A 17,082-nucleotide genomic window follows, 5' to 3' on the forward strand; every position below is an offset into this window, starting at 1 on the left:
GACTCAAGCCGCTACGGTTTCCGACGCCGCCGCTGCGCCGGCATGACCGCCGACAAGGCAATGCTTGTGGGCAACGTGATATTCGAACTCGTCCCAGTAGTGCTTGAGCATGCCGCGAACCGGCATGGCCGCTGCATCGCCGAGCGCGCAGATCGTGCGGCCCATGATGTTTTCAGCAACCGAGTTCAGCAGATCCAGATCTTCCGGACGGCCGAGCCCATGCTCGATACGATGCACGACGCGGTACAGCCAGCCCGTGCCTTCGCGGCAAGGCGTGCATTGACCACACGATTCTTCGTAATAGAAATACGACAGCCGCAACAACGAGCGCACCATGCAACGCGTCTCGTCCATGACGATGACCGCGCCTGAACCGAGCATCGAGCCGGCCTTGGCGATCGAGTCGTAGTCCATGTCGGTCTGCATCATCATGTCGCCCGGAATCACCGGTGCCGACGAGCCGCCAGGAATCACGGCCTTGATCTTCTTGCCGCCGCGCATGCCGCCGGCGAGTTCCATCAGCGTGGAAAACGGCGTGCCGAGCGGAATTTCGTAATTGCCCGGACGTTCGACGTCGCCGGCGACCGAGAAAATCTTCGTGCCGCCGTTATTCGGCTTGCCGATTTCGAGGTAATTCTGCGGGCCGATTGCGAGCAGGAACGGCACTGCGGCGAACGTCTCGGTGTTGTTGATCGTGGTCGGCTTGCCGTACACGCCGAAGCTCGCCGGGAACGGCGGCTTGAAGCGCGGCTGGCCTTTCTTGCCTTCCAGCGATTCGAGCAACGCGGTTTCTTCGCCGCAGATATAGGCGCCGTAACCGTGGTGCGCATGAAGTTCGAACGAGAAGCCCGAACCCATGATGTTTTCGCCGAGGAACCCGGCGCGGCGAGCTTCGTCCAATGCCTGTTCAAAGCGTTTGTAGACTTCCCAAATCTCGCCGTGAATATAGTTGTAGCCGACCGTAATGCCCATCGCGTACGCGCCGATGGCCATGCCTTCGATCAGCGAATGCGGGTTGAAACGCAGGATGTCGCGGTCTTTGAACGTGCCCGGTTCGCCTTCGTCCGAATTGCAGACGAGGTACTTCTGGCCAGGGAACTGACGCGGCATGAAGCTCCACTTCAGACCGGTCGGGAAGCCCGCACCGCCACGGCCACGCAGACCCGACGCCTTGACGTCGGCGATCACCTGCTCCGGCGGAATCTTCTCTTCCAGAATACGGCGCAGCTGGGCGTAACCGCCGCGCGCCACGTAATCTTCGAGATGCCAGTTGTCGCCGTTCAGGCCGGCGAGAATCAGCGGTTTGATGTGACGATCGTGTAAAGACGTCATTTCGAAAGTTCCTCGAGCAGCTGGTCGATCTTCGCGCGGCTCATGAAGCTGCACATGCGATGGTTGTTCACCAGCATCACCGGCGCGTCGCCGCACGAACCCATGCACTCACCTTCTTTCAGGGTGAACTTGCCGTCGGGCGTGGTTTCGCCGAAGTCGATGCCGAGCTTCTGCTTCAGATATTCAGCAGCGCTGTCCGAGCCGCCGTCCGGGCCGAGCTGGCACGGCAGGTTGGTGCAGAGCGTGATCTTGTATTTGCCGACCGGCGAGGTCTCGTACATCGTGTAGAAGGTAGCCACCTCCTGCACGGCGACTGCCGGCATGCCGAGATAGTCCGCGACGAACTGCATGAGTTCGGGCGTCAGCCAGCCATGCTCTTCCTGAGCAGTGGCCAACGCCGACATCACGGCGGACTGTTTCTGATCGGCGGGATACTTCGCGATCGCGCGATCGATTTCTTTCAGGCCTTCAGCTGAGATCATTTTCAGACACGACTCTTTCAATTCCTACCGAACGAAAACCTGTCGCGCGCTGCATGATGCGACAGACCCGGCGTTCCTTTGCTTGACGCGCGCTTCGGTGCAATCTGAAGGCGCGCTCTGATGAATACGTCCTAGCGATCCACTTCGCCGAACACGATGTCCTGCGTGCCGATGATCGTCACGGCGTCGGCGATCATGTGACCGCGCGCCATTTCATCGAGCGTGGACAGGTGTGCGTAGCCCGGCGCGCGGATCTTCAGGCGATACGGCTTGTTGGCGCCGTCGGAGATCAGATAGATGCCGAACTCGCCCTTCGGATGCTCGACCGCGGCGTATGCCTCGCCTTCCGGTACATGAAAGCCTTCCGTGAAGAGCTTGAAGTGGTGAATCAACTCTTCCATGTTCGACTTCATGCCCACGCGCGACGGCGGCGCAACCTTGTGATTGTCGATCATCACGGGGCCGGGATTCTTACGCAGCCACTCAATGCACTGTTTCACAATGCGTGTGGACTGGCGCATTTCCTCTACGCGTACCAAATATCGGTCATAACAGTCGCCGTTGACCCCGACCGGGATGTCAAAATCGAGCTTGTCGTAGACCTCGTACGGTTGCTTCTTGCGCAAATCCCATTCGATACCCGAACCGCGCAGCATCGCACCGGTCATGCCGAGGTTCAGCGCGCGTTCCGGGCTGACCACGCCGATACCGACCAGACGTTGCTTCCAGATCCGGTTGTCGGTAAGCAGCGTTTCGTATTCGTCGACGCACTTCGGGAAACGCGTGAAGAAATCGTCGATGAAGTCGAGGAGCGAACCCTGACGGTTCTCGTTCATCTTCGACAATGCCTTGGCATTGCGAATCTTCGACGCTTTATATTGCGGCATTGCGTCAGGCAGATCGCGATAGACGCCGCCCGGACGATAGTAAGCCGCGTGCATCCGTGCGCCGGACACCGCTTCGTACACGTCCATCAGGTCTTCGCGTTCACGGAACGCGTACAGGAACACCGCCATTGCGCCGACGTCGAGCGCGTGCGCGCCGATCCACATCAGGTGGTTCAGCACGCGCGTGACTTCGTCGAACATCACGCGAATGTATTGCGCGCGCACCGGCACCTCGATGCCGAGCAGCTTTTCGATCGCCATCACGTAGCCGTGCTCGTTGACCATCATCGACACGTAGTCGAGACGGTCCATGTACGGCACCGACTGGATGAATGTTTTGGTTTCGGCGAGCTTTTCAGTCGCGCGATGCAGCAGGCCGATGTGCGGATCGGCGCGCTGGATGACTTCGCCGTCGAGTTCGAGCACGAGACGCAGCACACCGTGCGCTGCCGGATGCTGAGGGCCGAAGTTGAGCGTGTAGTTCTTGATCTCTGCCATGGCGTTCTCTTAGTGTTTCAGACCGCCATAGCGATCTTCGCGGATCACGCGCGGCGTGATTTCTCGCGGCTCGATCGTCACAGGCTGATAGACGACGCGCTTCTCTTCCGGGTCGTAACGCATTTCGACATAACCGGAGACAGGGAAATCTTTGCGGAACGGGTGACCGATGAAACCGTAGTCAGTGAGGATGCGGCGCAGATCCGGGTGGCCTTCGAAGACGATGCCGTACAGGTCGAATGCTTCGCGCTCGTACCAGTTGACCGAATTCCAGATCTCGACGACAGACGGCAGGATCGGCACTTCGTCGTCCGGCGCGAACACGCGCAGGCGCAGACGCCAGTTGTTCTGCACCGACAACAAATGCAGCACGGCCGCGAAACGCGGACCGTCGTAAGCGCCTTCGGCGTAAGTCTGATAGTCGACGCCGCACAGATCCACGCATTGCTCGAAACCGAGCGAGCGGTCGTCGCGCAGACGCGTTGCCACGTTGAGGTAGTCGCCAGCCTTCACGACGATCGTCAACTCACCGATTGCTTCGCTGAGGTTCAGCAGGAGGCCGCCAAAGGCCGCCTCGAGGTTCGCTTTCAGGGTCTCGAGTTTGCTTGCCATATTGTGGGGGAGGCGTTGGCCTTATTGACGGGCGATTGTGTTGGTGCGGCGAATCTTGGCCTGCAGCTGGATCACGCCGTACACCAGCGCTTCCGCCGTGGGCGGACAACCCGGCACGTAGACGTCCACGGGCACGATCCGGTCACAGCCGCGCACCACCGAATACGAGTAGTGGTAATAGCCGCCGCCGTTCGCGCACGAGCCCATCGAGATCACCCAGCGCGGCTCGGCCATCTGGTCGTAGACCTTGCGCAGAGCCGGCGCCATCTTGTTGCACAGCGTGCCGGCGACGATCATCACGTCCGACTGACGCGGACTCGGACGAAACACCACGCCGAAACGGTCGAGGTCATAACGGGCAGCGCCCGCATGCATCATCTCGACCGCACAGCACGCAAGACCGAACGTCATCGGCCACAGCGAGCCGGTGCGCGTCCAGTTGATCAGTTTGTCAGCTGTGGTGGTGACAAACCCTTCCTTCAAGACCCCTTCGATACTCATTTGCTTTCCACTCCAGACGGGGTGGCAAGCCTTGGCCACCCACGCAAACCGGCGATTAATCCATCATTCCCAGTCGAGGCCGCCTTTCTTCCAGATATAGGCGAAGCCCAACAGGAATTCGAGCAGGAAAATCATCATTGCCATGAAACCGGGCCAGCCGATGTCGCGCAGGGCGACGCCCCACGGAAACAGGAACGCGGTTTCAAGATCGAAAATGATGAAGAGAATGGCGACGAGGTAATAGCGCACATCGAACTTCATGCGCGCGTCTTCGAATGCTTCGAAGCCGCACTCGTACGGTGCGTTTTTCTCGGTATCAGGCTTGTTGGGACCGAGGATCTTGCCGATACTGACCAGTGCTACGCCTAAACCGGTGCCCACAACGAGGAACAACAAGACGGGGAAATAGGCTGCGAGGTTCAAGACTATCCTCAATCGGTTGGTTCTGAGTGCCGTCAGGAGCATAGCACTCCTGACGCGAAATCACTTCCGAAACGCACATGCCGCAAGCCCAACGCAAGCCGCACGCCAGAAGTGAAAATGCCAGCCGAAGCGAAGCAAGCGGCTGGCATTTAGATAACATTTTGGTGCCGACGGCGAGACTCGAACTCGCACAGCTTTCGCCACTACCCCCTCAAGATAGCGTGTCTACCAATTTCACCACGTCGGCACTGCATGCAATCCGGGAAAACAACTTATAAAACCCGCGAATCGCTTCAAGACTTAGATTGTAACTGGTCTAAACAGATTGTTCAACGCACAAAAGCACGTTTGAACGAAAATTTATTTCGGCACGTCGGTCGCCGGGACCGACGCAGCCGACGCCGGCAAAACAGCCGAGCCACCTGCCGGTGCCGAAGCAGCCGAGGCCGCGACCGGTGCGGTGACAGCCGCGCCCAGCACGCCTGCGGAAGGTTTCGCACGATACGCGCCGAGGTAAGTGAGCGTCAGCGTGGTGACAAAAAACACCGCTGCGAGAACCGCGGTTGTACGCGACAAAAAGTTCGCCGAACCGGTCGCACCGAACAGACTGCCGGACGCGCCGCTACCAAAAGCCGCACCCATATCGGCGCCTTTGCCGTGTTGCAGCAAAACGAGGCCAATCACCCCAAGTGCCGACAACAGCTGAACGACGATAATCAATGTTTTCAAATACAGCATCACACTCACCTGAGTCTTTATTTAACCGCGCCACACACTGCGTGTTGCACGGGATGGGGTCATCCTCGCCAAAGCGCCCTGCTTAACCGGCGACGCTCGTTGCGGCCGCCGCCTTGCAGATCGCCAGGAAATCCTGGTCTTTCAACGACGCGCCGCCAATCAGGCCACCGTCGATATCCGGCTGGCGGAACAGTTCTTCCGCGTTTTCCGGTTTCACGCTGCCGCCGTAAAGCAACGGCACATCCGCCACCGCCGCGCCTTTTGCCGCCAGACGCGCACGCAGGAACGCATGAACTGCCTGCGCCTGCTCCGAGCTTGCGCTCTTGCCGGTGCCGATCGCCCAAACCGGCTCATACGCGACGACAAGCTTCGCCGCCTCTTGCACCGACAATTTCGCCAGCACTTCGTCGAGTTGCGTGCCGACCACCTGCTCGGTGGAACCGGCTTCGCGCTCTTCAAGCGTTTCGCCGACGCAAACGATCGGCGTCAGACCCGCTTCCAGCGCGCGCTGCGTTTTGACCGCGACCAGCTCAGCGCTTTCGCGATGATAGGCACGGCGCTCCGAGTGCCCAACGATCGCGAGCGTGGCGCCAAACTCGACCACCATCGGCGCGGCCACTTCGCCGGTATAGGCGCCGTGGGTGAACGCCGACACGTCCTGCACGCCCCATAGGACCGGGCTGCCGGCCAGCAACGATTGAGACTGCGCGAGATACGGACTCGGCACACAGACGCCGACGCGCACGTCGGCCGGCAATTCGCCCGCGCCTTGTGCCACCGCTTGCAACAACGCGGCATTCTCGGCGAGGCGCCCGTGCATCTTCCAGTTACCGACTACCAGCTTGGCTCGTTGTTTCGACATCGTCTCGTCTTGTCTTGGCGGCGGACTTCGTTTGCGCTTACAGTCCGCCTTTCGGTTTCATGCGGCGTGCGCAAAACGCGCAATTTTACTGCGTGGGGTGGATCGGGTCAAACCGACCGTGTCAAGCGTCCTGACCCCAAGACAGTACGATCTTGCCGACATGCGTGCTGCTCTCCATCAGCGTGTGCGCGTCAGCAGCCTGCGCGGCTGGAAATACGCGATGCACCACGGGCTTGATGCGCCCATCCTCGAGATGCGGCCACACGTGCTCTTTCAACTGCGCGGCAATCTTCGCCTTGAATTCGATCGGCCGCGGACGCAGCGTCGAACCCGTCACCGTCAAACGGCGGCGCAACACTTCGTTCAGGTTCAGCTCCGCTTTCGCGCCGCCCAGCAACGCGATCAGCACAATGCGGCCGCCATCCACCAACGCCGTCAGCTCGCGCGACACATAACTGCCCGCCACCATGTCGAGCACCACGTCGACACCGCGATCGTTGGTCAGCGACTTGATCACTTCGACGAAATCTTCAGTCTTGTAGTTGATCGCGCGCTCGGCGCCGAGCGCTTCACATGCGCGGCACTTTTCGTCCGAGCCGGCGGTTGCGAACACGCGAAAGCCGAGCGCATGCGCAATCTGGATCGCCGTCACGCCGATGCCGCTCGAACCGCCCTGCACCAGCAGCGTTTCGTTCGGCGCGCCTTCGCCCTTGCCGAGTTGCGCACGGTCGAACACATTGCTCCACACCGTGAAGAATGTTTCGGGCAGCGAAGCAGCTTCGACATCGGACAAACCGGCCGGCACCGGCAGGCATTGCAACAATGGCGCAACCGCGTATTCCGCGTAGCCGCCGCCGGCCAGCAACGCGCACACGCGATCGCCTACCTTCAGACCGAACGGGTTGTTCTTCTCGTCGATGTTTCCTTCGACGATTTCGCCCGCCACTTCCAGCCCCGGCAGATCCGATGCGCCCGGCGGCGGCGCATAGCCGCCCTTGCGCTGGAACACGTCCGGACGGTTGATGCCGGATGCGGCCACCTTGATCAGCACCTCGCCTGCTTTAGGCTGCGGCGTGGGCCGCTCAGCCAGCTTCAGGACTTCCGGCGCTCCGAATTCGGTGATTTCGATCGCTTTCATCTGCGTCAACTCCAAGATTGGATTGCGTTGCATGCCGGAATGAACAGGTAGAGTACCCGTTTCTAATTACCTGCAACGCAATCCACCCTGCAGCCTTCATAAAAAACGGCCGGCGCGCATTCGCGCTGCCGGCCGTTGTTCCGCTACCGCATTACTGCGGCGTCGGCTCGCCTTGCGGCGCGCCGCTTGCGCCATTCGCGCCTTCGTTCAGCAACGCCTTGGCCGACAAACGCACGCGGCCCTTTTCGTCCGTCTGGATGACCTTGACCTTCACTTGCTGGCCATCCTTCAGGTAGTCGTTGATGTCCTTGATACGCTCGTTGGCGATTTCGGAAATATGCAGCAGACCGTCCTTGCCCGGCAGGATGTTCACGATCGCGCCGAAATCGAGCAGCTTGAGCACGGTGCCTTCGTACACCTGGCCCACTTCGACTTCCAGCGTGATGTTCTCGATACGCTTCTTCGCTTCGGCCATCCCTTCGCTGCTCGTGCTGGCGATGGTGACGACGCCGTCGTCCGAAATATCGATCGTCGTGCCGGTTTCTTCGGTCAGCGCGCGGATCACCGAACCACCCTTGCCGATCACGTCGCGGATCTTTTCCGGATTGATCTTGATGGTGATCATGCGCGGTGCGTAGTCCGACAGCACCGTGTTCGCGCCCGACACCGCCGAGGTCATCTTGCTCAGGATGTGCATACGGCCTTCCTTCGCTTGCGCGAGGGCGACCTGCATGATTTCCTTGGTGATGCCCTGGATCTTGATGTCCATCTGCAGCGCGGTCACGCCTTGTTCCGTGCCCGCCACCTTGAAGTCCATGTCGCCGAGGTGATCTTCGTCGCCGAGGATGTCGGTCAGCACGGCAAACTTGTTGCCTTCCAGGATCAGGCCCATGGCGATGCCGGCGACGTGCGCCTTCATCGGCACGCCGGCGTCCATCAGCGCGAGGCAGCCGCCGCACACCGAAGCCATCGACGAGGAACCGTTCGATTCCGTGATTTCCGACACGACGCGGATCGAGTAGCCGAATTCGTCGGCGCTCGGCAGGCATGCAGCCAGCGCGCGCTTGGCCAGACGGCCGTGACCGATTTCACGGCGCTTCGGCGAACCGACGCGGCCCGTTTCGCCGGTCGCGAACGGAGGCATGTTGTAGTGGAGCATGAAGCGTTCGCGGTACTCGCCTTCGAGCGCGTCGATGTTCTGCTCGTCGCCCTTGGTGCCCAACGTGGCCACCACCATCGCTTGCGTTTCGCCGCGCGTGAACAGTGCCGAACCGTGGGTACGCGGCAGCACGCCGGTACGGATTTCGATCGGGCGCACGGTACGCGTGTCGCGGCCGTCGATACGCGGTTCGCCGTTCAGGATCTGCGTACGGACAATCTTCGCTTCGATATCGAACAGCACGTTGCCGACGGTTGCCTTGTCGGCCGCCACCGTGCCGCCCGCTGCAGCTTCTTCTTCCAGCTTCTTCGACGTCGCCGCGTAGACTTCCTTGAGCTTGGTCGAACGGGCTTGCTTGTCGCGCAGTTGATACGCAGCCAGCAGGTCGGCTTGCGCCAGTTCCGTCACGCGCGCGATCAACGGCTCGTTCTTCGCCGCCGGTTGCCAATCCCATTCCGGCTTGCCGCCTTCACGGACCAGATCGTGGATCGCGTCGATCGCGATCTGCATTTGCTCATGACCGAACACCACACCGCCGAGCATCACTTCTTCGCTCAGTTGCTGCGCTTCCGATTCCACCATCAGCACCGCGCGTTCCGTACCGGCGACGATCAGGTCGAGCGCCGATTCCTTCATTTGCGGACGCGTCGGGTTCAACACGTATTCGTTGTTGATGTAGGCCACGCGTGCTGCGCCGACCGGGCCGTTGAACGGCAGACCGGACACGGCGAGCGCCGCCGACGCGCCGATCAGCGCGGGGATGTCGGCGGGGATTTCGGGGTTCAGCGACAGGACGTGGATCACGACCTGGACTTCGTTGTAGAAGCCTTCCGGGAACAGCGGACGCAGCGGGCGATCGATCAGGCGCGAGATCAGCGTTTCGCCTTCCGACGGACGGCCTTCACGGCGGAAGAAGCCACCCGGGATCTTACCGGCGGCGTAGGTCTTTTCGAGGTAGTCGACGGTCAGCGGGAAGAAGTCCTGACCCGGCTTGGCGGTCTTGGCGCCGACCACGGTGGCCAGCACCACGGTATCTTCGACGTCGACGATCACGGCACCGCTCGCCTGGCGAGCGATTTCGCCGGTTTCGAGGCGAACCTTGTGTTGTCCCCACTGAAATTCTTTGACGATCTTATTGAACATAGTCATTGCTTTTCCTCTTCGTAATGCCGCGCGGACCAGAAGCGGCGCGGCAACGCCAGGACCGGCGCCGCATGGGAAGAGTAGTGTTATGCCATTCCAGAGAACCACGCCTTACGATGAGTACGCGCGAACCGCTGGAATGACACAAAGCTCCGCCCCTGAAGCCCGGCCGTGAATCCCTTCTTTACTGCCTGCTCTACTGCTTGATTACTGCTTCGCTGCTCCCGCCGCATGAACCGGCACGCTACTGCGGAGAACAGCCGGCGCGCATCACATGAAGCGCACCGTGCAAAAACAAAATGCCTGTATCAGTGGAACTGACACAGGCATCTTGCTGAACGACTGGCCGATTACTTACGCAGACCCAGCTTCTCGATCAGTGCGCGGTAACGATCCGCGTCCTTACCCTTCAGGTAGTCGAGCAGCTTACGACGGCGGCTCACCATGCGCAGCAGACCGCGGCGGCTGTGGTGATCTTTCGTGTGTGCCTTGAAGTGAACGGTCAGTTCGTTGATGCGGGTCGTGAGCAGCGCGACCTGAACTTCGGGGGAGCCGGTGTCATTGGCTGCGCGTGCGAATTGCGCAACGACTTCGGACTTCTTGCTTGTTTCAACTGCGGACATGTCGATTTCCTTAAGAACTAGACAGGCGGTCACGGAAGAAAGGCCGTGCCGTGGGTTACCCGTATTTGACACGCCCTGGATACAGGCTTGCCTCATAACGGGACGCGTATTGTAGCACAGCCGATTCCGGCCGCGAACCCGGCTGTGCCGGGCGATGGCGCGCGCCCGATCCGCGTTACGGCCGCTTCATCTTGCAGACGGTCGGCAAGACGGTGCGCTCGGGCGGCAACGCCAGCACCGTGCGAAACCCGTAGCCGGAGCCTTCGTTATCGAAATGCACGCCCGGCGTGCCGGCCTTGTCCATCTCCATCACGTAAAGGGGCTGAATCAGTTGATGGTCGTCGGCGCGCATCCGCGAGGCGTGAAAGCCGTTGTCGAAGCGGATTCCTTCCAGCGCTTTCGCCACTGCCGTCGGGTCGGCGCTGCCGGCGCGGGTCATCGCCGCGGCCAGGGTTTCGATCATCAGCGGCATGCGCAGCACGGGGTAATCGTCCTGCGCGGCCGGGAAACGGGTCCGGAAGGCCGCGTACCAGGCGTCGGACGCCGCACCGCCGGCGTTCGGATGCCAGTCAGCCACCGCAATCACGTGACCGACACCGGCGTCGCCCAACGCTGCCGGCGCGCCGAGGCTGTTGCCGTAGAAGGTGTAGAACTTCGTGTCCAGCCCCTGCTCGCGCGCGGCCTTGACCAGCAGCGTCAGATCGTTGCCCCAATTGCCCGTGATCACGGCGTCCGCCCCGCTCGCGCGGATCTTGGCGATATACGGCGCAAAGTCCTTCACGCGGCCGATCGGATGAAATTCGTCGCCGACCACCGCGATGTCCGGACGCTTCGTGGCCAGCGTCGAGCGCGCGAGGCTGCTGACGTCGTGCCCGAAGCTGTAATCCTGGTTCAGCAGATAGACCTTCTTCACCGCCTTGTCGCGCTGGATCACGTCGGCCAGCGCGTCCATGCGCATGCCCGCGTGCGCGTCGAAGCGGAAATGCCAGAAGCTGCAGTTGGCGTTGGTCAGCGCCGGGTCGTCGGCGGAATAGTTGAGAAACAGTTCGCGGTTGCCCGGTTCTCGGCTGTTCTGCTTGTCGATCGCGCCGATCAGCGCGGCGGCGACCGCCGAGCTGTTGCCCTGCATGATGTAGCCGATACGGCGGTCGGCGGCCGCGCGCAGTTGCGTGAGCGCCTCTTCGGTGCCGCCTTTGCTGTCGAGCACGACCAGTTCGAACGGATGCGCTCCGTCGGCGAGCTTTACGCCGCCATGCGCATTGACCTGTTCGACGCCGAAGCGCAGGTTGCGCTCCACCGCCGCACCCGCGTTGGCGAACGGGCCCGACATGCCTTCGATAAGCGCCAACTGGATCGGCGCGCCGGCGGGTTTGCTCGCGGGTTTCGCCGCCGCGTTAGCCGCTGGGCCGGCCGCCGGGTTAGTCCCAGCCGCGCCCGGCTCGCCCGCCGCATACGCAACCGCTGCCGCCACGGCCATCGACATCGCCGCTAGCGCCGCTGCCGCGCTCCGTTGCCACTTCGCCATCGTCATCGCCCCGCCTGCCTGGTGAAAGCGCGGATCATAGGTCGTTCAGCATGGAATAAGCAAGCCGGCGCAAGCGTTATCGTATTGCCGGGCCGGCTCTGCACGCAGCGCAATCTTTTGCCGCAGCGCGTGTCAAAATAATGCGTCTCGATGATAAAAACCGCTACTCAAACGCCATCGGAGGAATACATGTTCAACCGCCATCACAGCACGGCGGCCTCGATCGGAGCGCCTGCCGCTGGGCGCCTGCGCCGCGCGGCGCTTGTTTGCCTGAGCGCGCTGGCGCTCGCCGGCTGCGTGCAGCCGTGGCAGCAATACACTCAGGGCGCGGACGAATCGACCATCGTCGCGCGCCTCGGCCCGCCGCGCGAAAGCTACGACCTGCCGAACGGCGGCAAGCGGCTGATGTGGCCGACCCAGCCGATGGGCGAAACCACCACCGCAGCCGACATCGACGCGGCCGGCAAGATCGTCAACGTGCGCCAGGTGCTGCAACCGAACGAGTTCTATCGCGCCGAAATCGGCAAATGGACCAAGAGCGACGTGCTGGTGAACTTTGGCCGCCCGGTCGAAACCTCGTACTTCCCGCTGATGAAACGCGAAGTCTGGACCTATCGTTACCTGGAAGACAACGTCTGGTACATGATGTACAGCTTTTATTTCGACGAGCAGGGCATCGTGCGGCTTACGCAGAAAACGCCCGATCCATTGCACGATCCGGATCGTCGCAGCCTGTTCTGAGCGCCTCGCGAACCAATCCGCATGAATCTACGAAGCCGCCTTCCCGGGCGGCTTTTTTTTATTTATTGCGCATCACGGCGAATATTATTTCGTGCACAGAGGATTTATTTTTTGATAGAAAGGCTTTCGTAAGCATTGATTCGGCGCTGGCCTCACATGAGGCCGCACGGTTTAGCCGTGATTTTCGGCGCCGAATGAATACGCCCCATTTACGGAGCCGCTCTCGATGAACCGTCCCAAACGCCTGCTAGTCGCCAATGTTGCCTGGGCGCACGAAACCGCCGTGCGCAACCCCCAGTTTTTCCGTGATCTGGCGCGAGGTCAGAATCCCCACGTACTGTGGATCGGCTGCTCGGACAGCCGCGTGCCCGCTGAGACCATTACGCATTGTGAGCCGGGCGACCTGTTCGTCCACCGCAACATCGCCAACCTCTTTCAGCCCGACGACGACAATTCGGCGAGCGTTCTCGAGTATGCGGTGAAGGTGCTGAAGGTCGGCCACGTGATCGTCTGCGGCCACTACGGATGCGGCGGTGTGCGCGCCGCGCTGCTGCCGCCCGAGCCGAGCCTGCCGCATGTGAATCGGCGGATCGCGCCGCTTTGCTCGCTCGCCAACGCGCATCGCGAAGAACTGCAGGACCTCGAGAGCGAACGTGAGCGTGTCAATCACCTCGCCGAGCTGAACGTGCTCGAACAGGTGCGCGGGTTGCGCGCGCACCCCGTCGTGCGGGACGCCGATCCGGCGCCGCTCGTGCACGGCTGGATCTTCGCGCTCGAAGACGGCCGCCTCAAGGTCCTCACGTCGGGCTACGACGCCGACGACGCCATGACCTGCGCGACCGCCGCCCACAGCGCGGCCGCCTAGCGCGATAGCCACGCGAGACCTTATGCGAATCCAATCCGGTTCAGCTTTCGCCGCATACCAGGCGCCACTCCTTACTGCACCGACACCATGAACCTTCGAGCTTTTTTCTCCACATTTCAGCGCGACCTGCTGGCGGGCACGGTCGTTTTTCTGGTGGCTCTGCCGCTCTGTCTGGGCATCGCCAACGCATCGGGCGTCGAACCGTTTGCCGGGCTCGTCTCGGGCATCGTCGGCGGGCTGGTGGTGGCCGTGCTGAGCGGATCACGTCTGAGCGTGAGCGGGCCGGCGGCGGGCCTTGTCGTGATCGTCGTCGATGGGATCGCGCAGCTCGGCAGTTTCTCCGCGTTCCTGCTGGCCGTGCTGCTGTCCGGTGCAATCCAGTTCGGTTTCGGCATGCTCAAGGCCGGCCGTTTTGCAGCCTATGTGCCGTCGCCGGTGATCAAGGGCATGCTCGCGGCGATTGGCGTGCTGCTGATCGTCAAGCAGTTTCCGCTCGCGCTCGGACTGTCCCGCGTGGATGCGGCGTCCGGTGCGCAAGCCACCGCGCAGACAGCAGCGGCGATTGCCACGCCATTCGGTTCGATCTCGCTGGCGGCTTGCGTGATCACCGTGCTGTCGCTGGCGATTCTGATCGGCTGGGAGACTCGCGCATTTCGCCGCTTCGCACTGGTGCGCCGCGTACCGGCGCCGCTCGCCGTCGTTCTGCTGGGGATCGGCGCGACGTTGCTGCTCGGCGTGCTGGCGCCGTCGCTCGCGCCGCCCGCCGAACATCGCGTGGCGCTGCCGCCGCTGGAATCGTTCGCCGCGTTGCGGGTCGCTCTCGAATGGGCCGACTTCGGGCCACACTTCGCGCAACTGATCAATCCCGATGTCTGGCGCGTCGCCATCACGTTGGCGATCGTCGCGAGCCTGGAAACGCTGCTGAGCCTTGAAGCCGTCGAGCAGATCGATCCCGAGCGACGCGCAGCGCCGCCGGATCGCGAACTGAAGGCGCAGGGTATCGGCAACCTGATTGCCGGTGCGATCGGCGGATTGCCGATCACGTCGGTGATCGTGCGCAGTTCAGCCAATGTGCATGCGGGCGCGCAAAGCCGGCTCTCGGCGATCATTCACGGCATGCTGCTGCTCGTCAGCGTGTTTGCGCTCACCAGTGTCATCAACCTGATTCCGCTCGCCTGTCTCGCGGCAATTCTGATCTTCACGGGGATAAAGCTCGCCAAGCCGTCGCTGTTCGTCGCCATCGCGAAACAGGGCTTTGCGCCGTTCGCGCCGTTTATCGTCACCCTCGTCGGCGTGCTCGCGACGGATCTGCTGATCGGCATCGTGCTCGGCATTCTGTGCAGCGTGCTGCTCGCGCTGTATGCGAATCTGCGCAGTCCGATCGTGCTCGCGCAACATGGCGACCACTATCTGCTGTCGTTTCGCAAGGACGTGTCGTTTCTCGGCAAGGTGCCGCTCAAGCACTACCTGCAACAGATTCCCGACGGCGCCACCGTGATCGTCGATGCGACGCGCGCCGATTTCGTCGATCACGATGTACGCGAACTGCTCGACACGTTCGTGGCCGATGCGCCGCGCCGCGGCATCGCCGTCGAAGTGCGGCATCAGGTGCAGGCACAGGCGCGCGCGTCACGCGGCTGGTCGATGCGGCGCGCGGCGACAGAGTAACGCTGCTCGCAATGATTAAAGCCCCGTGCCAATCAAGGCACGGGGCTTTTCCGATTCATACGACGACGATAACGACAACGCTATCTACGCCATCACGCCGTTAGCGCGCGGCTGCCACGCCGCTCACTCCGAACGCTGCGGATTCAACCTGTCCGCGTTCGAATACAGCTTGTTGAGCGCCGAGATATACGCCTTCGCCGACGCCGCGACGATATCCGGATCGGTGCCGACGCCATTGACGATGCGTCCGCTCTTCGACAGGCGCACGGTCACTTCGCCTTGCGCCTGCGTGCCGGTGGTGATCGCATTCACCGAGTACAGCAGCAGTTCGGAGCCGCTGCCCACTTCCGTTTCGATCGCGTTCAGGGTGGCGTCGACCGGGCCATTGCCGCGCGCTTCGCCGGTCACTTCCTTGCCTTCCATGGTGAACACGATCTTCGCGTGCGGCTGCTCGCCGGTTTCCGAATGTTGCGACAGCGACAGGAACTTGTAGTGCTCCCTCTCCTGCGCCTCGGCGGATTCTTCCGTGACGATCGCGATGATGTCTTCGTCGAAGATTTCCGACTTGCGATCGGCCAGTTCCTTGAAGCGCGCGAATGCCGTGTTCAATTCCGCTTCGCTGTCCAGCGCGATACCCAGTTCCTGCAGACGCTGCTTGAACGCGTTACGGCCCGACAGCTTGCCGAGAACGATCTTGTTCGCGCTCCAGCCTACGTCTTCGGCGCGCATGATTTCGTAGGTATCGCGTGCCTTCAGCACGCCGTCCTGATGGATACCGGATGCGTGCGCGAACGCGTTCGCGCCGACCACGGCTTTGTTCGGCTGCACGACGAAACCCGTGATCTGCGACACCAGCTTCGAGGCCGGCACGATCTGCGTGGTATCGAGACCGATGTCGAGGCCGAAGTAATCCTTGCGGGTCTTCACCGCCATGACGATTTCTTCGAGCGACGTATTACCCGCGCGCTCGCCGAGGCCATTGATCGTGCACTCGACCTGACGCGCGCCGCCGATCTGCACGCCGGCCAGCGAATTCGCCACCGCCATGCCGAGGTCGTTGTGGCAATGCACCGAAAACACCGCCTTATGCGAGTTCGGAATACGCTCGCGCAGCGTTTTGACGAGCTGACCGTACAACTCCGGCACACCGTAACCCACTGTGTCGGCGATGTTGATCGTGGTCGCGCCTTCGGCGATCACCGCTTCCAGCACGCGGCACAGGAAGTCCATATCCGAGCGGCTGCCGTCTTCGGGCGAGAACTCGACGTCGTCGGTGAATTTGCGGGCGAAACGAACGGCCAGCTTCGCCTGCTCGAACACCTGGTCCGGTGTCATGCGCAGCTTCTTTTCCATGTGCAACGGCGAGGTTGCAATGAACGTGTGGATGCGGAAGTGATCGGCGGGTTTGAGCGCGTCGGCCGCGCGCTGAATGTCTTTGTCGTTCGCGCGCGCGAGCGAGCAGACCGTGCTGTCCTTGATCAGGCTCGCGATGGTGTGAATCGAATCGAAGTCGCCGTTCGAGCTTGCCGCGAAGCCTGCTTCGATCACGTCCACTTTCATCCGCTCGAGTTGCTTCGCGATACGGATTTTCTCTTCTTTCGTCATCGACGCGCCAGGCGATTGTTCGCCGTCTCGCAACGTGGTGTCGAATATGATCAGTTTGTCGGACATGTCGAGTCTCCTGCGGAGTCGTTCAATTATGGGGAGGGGATATTGGAATTGGCTGTTTGCGTTACCACTGGCGACGCTCGATCACGGACGAAGCGAACCGGGGACAAAAACGATCAGCGTGATCCAAAGCGTGACGTTCGGCGTGACGGTCCGCGCGGCGCACGCTCAAGCATAAGCACGGGCAGCGACGCTCCGCGTGTCGAGACTCGTTGCG

General features: G+C 61.7%; 16 protein-coding genes and 1 tRNA gene. 3 read left to right on the top strand and 14 right to left on the bottom strand.

The features are described 5' to 3' along the window. Positions 1–3: 3 nt before the first annotated feature. From nuoF to B0G82_RS00330, 13 genes are all read right to left on the bottom strand, one after another. A complete protein-coding gene (gene nuoF / locus B0G82_RS00270; RefSeq protein ID WP_116142448.1) occupies positions 4–1,332 on the bottom strand; it encodes an NADH-quinone oxidoreductase subunit NuoF in 1,329 nt (442 codons plus the stop codon). Next, the gene (gene nuoE, locus B0G82_RS00275; RefSeq protein WP_106280364.1) at positions 1,329–1,814 is read right to left on the bottom strand and encodes an NADH-quinone oxidoreductase subunit NuoE; all 486 of its coding nucleotides are present in this window, start codon (positions 1,812–1,814) and stop codon (positions 1,329–1,331) included. Before nuoE ends, nuoF begins: the two co-directional genes overlap by 4 nt. A gap of 131 nt (positions 1,815–1,945) precedes the next feature. Further along, positions 1,946–3,199 carry an NADH-quinone oxidoreductase subunit D gene (locus B0G82_RS00280; RefSeq protein WP_012432378.1) on the bottom strand — a complete coding sequence of 418 codons (1,254 nt, stop codon included), beginning with the start codon at positions 3,197–3,199 and terminating at the stop codon, positions 1,946–1,948. Positions 3,200–3,208: 9 nt separating this feature from the next. Continuing rightward, positions 3,209–3,811 carry an NADH-quinone oxidoreductase subunit C gene (locus B0G82_RS00285; protein ID WP_106280363.1) on the bottom strand — a complete coding sequence of 201 codons (603 nt, stop codon included), beginning with the start codon at positions 3,809–3,811 and terminating at the stop codon, positions 3,209–3,211. Between the two features lie 21 nt (positions 3,812–3,832). Continuing rightward, positions 3,833–4,312 (bottom strand): NADH-quinone oxidoreductase subunit B, encoded by a 480-nt coding sequence (locus tag B0G82_RS00290; RefSeq protein WP_006052903.1) that lies wholly within the window; start codon positions 4,310–4,312, stop codon positions 3,833–3,835. A 63-nt stretch (positions 4,313–4,375) separates the two neighbouring features. Next, positions 4,376–4,735 carry an NADH-quinone oxidoreductase subunit A gene (locus B0G82_RS00295; RefSeq protein WP_013339872.1) on the bottom strand — a complete coding sequence of 120 codons (360 nt, stop codon included), beginning with the start codon at positions 4,733–4,735 and terminating at the stop codon, positions 4,376–4,378. 162 nt (positions 4,736–4,897) lie between these two features. Then, positions 4,898–4,982: transfer RNA gene (locus B0G82_RS00300), tRNA-Leu, on the bottom strand. 113 nt (positions 4,983–5,095) lie between these two features. Next, a complete protein-coding gene (gene secG / locus B0G82_RS00305; RefSeq protein WP_095419939.1) occupies positions 5,096–5,473 on the bottom strand; it encodes a preprotein translocase subunit SecG in 378 nt (125 codons plus the stop codon). A gap of 82 nt (positions 5,474–5,555) precedes the next feature. Then, on the bottom strand, positions 5,556–6,335 hold the full coding sequence (tpiA, locus tag B0G82_RS00310) for a triose-phosphate isomerase (RefSeq protein ID WP_121306321.1): 780 nt from the start codon (positions 6,333–6,335) through the stop codon (positions 5,556–5,558). A 121-nt stretch (positions 6,336–6,456) separates the two neighbouring features. After that, positions 6,457–7,473 carry an NAD(P)H-quinone oxidoreductase gene (locus B0G82_RS00315; RefSeq protein WP_121306322.1) on the bottom strand — a complete coding sequence of 339 codons (1,017 nt, stop codon included), beginning with the start codon at positions 7,471–7,473 and terminating at the stop codon, positions 6,457–6,459. A gap of 151 nt (positions 7,474–7,624) precedes the next feature. After that, entirely contained in the window at positions 7,625–9,781 is a 2,157-nt protein-coding gene (pnp, locus tag B0G82_RS00320) for a polyribonucleotide nucleotidyltransferase (protein ID WP_181916771.1), read from the bottom strand. Between the two features lie 344 nt (positions 9,782–10,125). Further along, on the bottom strand, positions 10,126–10,398 hold the full coding sequence (rpsO, locus tag B0G82_RS00325) for a 30S ribosomal protein S15 (protein WP_011487489.1): 273 nt from the start codon (positions 10,396–10,398) through the stop codon (positions 10,126–10,128). Positions 10,399–10,573: 175 nt separating this feature from the next. Beyond that, the gene (locus B0G82_RS00330; protein WP_121306323.1) at positions 10,574–11,929 is read right to left on the bottom strand and encodes a branched-chain amino acid ABC transporter substrate-binding protein; all 1,356 of its coding nucleotides are present in this window, start codon (positions 11,927–11,929) and stop codon (positions 10,574–10,576) included. A gap of 183 nt (positions 11,930–12,112) precedes the next feature. Between B0G82_RS00330 and B0G82_RS00335 the strand changes: the two genes are divergently transcribed. The 3 genes from B0G82_RS00335 (at position 12,113) to B0G82_RS00345 (ending at position 15,197) form a co-directional block, all read left to right on the top strand. Then, positions 12,113–12,664, top strand: a complete 552-nt coding sequence (locus B0G82_RS00335; RefSeq protein ID WP_116119424.1) for a hypothetical protein — start codon at positions 12,113–12,115, stop codon at positions 12,662–12,664. Positions 12,665–12,890: 226 nt separating this feature from the next. After that, complete coding sequence (locus tag B0G82_RS00340) at positions 12,891–13,529, top strand: carbonic anhydrase (RefSeq protein WP_106280351.1); 639 nt, start codon at positions 12,891–12,893, stop codon at positions 13,527–13,529. Positions 13,530–13,616: 87 nt separating this feature from the next. Beyond that, entirely contained in the window at positions 13,617–15,197 is a 1,581-nt protein-coding gene (locus B0G82_RS00345) for a SulP family inorganic anion transporter (protein WP_121306324.1), read from the top strand. Positions 15,198–15,320: 123 nt separating this feature from the next. On the opposite strand, the gene B0G82_RS00350 is transcribed toward B0G82_RS00345, so the two are convergent. Further along, entirely contained in the window at positions 15,321–16,868 is a 1,548-nt protein-coding gene (locus B0G82_RS00350) for a 2-isopropylmalate synthase (RefSeq protein WP_106280347.1), read from the bottom strand. Positions 16,869–17,082 lie beyond the last annotated feature (214 nt).

Source organism: Paraburkholderia sp. BL17N1 (assembly GCF_003634175.1).
Taxonomy (GTDB): domain Bacteria; phylum Pseudomonadota; class Gammaproteobacteria; order Burkholderiales; family Burkholderiaceae; genus Paraburkholderia.